A 372-nucleotide genomic window follows, 5' to 3' on the forward strand; every position below is an offset into this window, starting at 1 on the left:
CCATATACTATCATGACCTCTTCTTGTTCTCGGTAACCCGACAATCAAGTCCATGGTTACATCTTCCCACTTTCCGGCTGGAATGTGCAATGACTGAGCATCCCCATGCGGGACCTGATGTTCCGCCTTGACTTGTGCACAAATAACACACTTGGAGATGTACTTAGCTATCCTTTTCTTCATTCCAGGCCACCAATACTGTCTTTTCAGATCTTGATAAGTCTTGGTACTCCCTGGATGTATGGAATACTTTGACTTATGCGACTCTTCTAGAATCAGCTTCCTCAAACCTCCTACTTTCGGTACCCAAACGCGGTTCATGAAAGTCTTCAACCCTTGACTGTTGGTTTCAAACTGCATGTCTTTTCCTAG

1 protein-coding gene is annotated in these 372 nt (G+C 44.6%); it reads right to left on the reverse strand.

Annotation, left to right across the window (positions count from 1 at the left end; translation table 11 throughout):
• On the reverse strand, nt 1-360 hold a 360-nt coding region (locus HX793_RS30955; protein ID WP_178905636.1), incomplete at its 3' end, for an integrase zinc binding domain-containing protein.
• Nucleotides 361-372: the final 12 nt, after the last annotated feature.

The sequence above is a fragment of the Pseudomonas reactans genome (genome assembly GCF_013387025.1).
In the GTDB taxonomy this organism is placed as follows: domain Bacteria; phylum Pseudomonadota; class Gammaproteobacteria; order Pseudomonadales; family Pseudomonadaceae; genus Aquipseudomonas; species Aquipseudomonas reactans.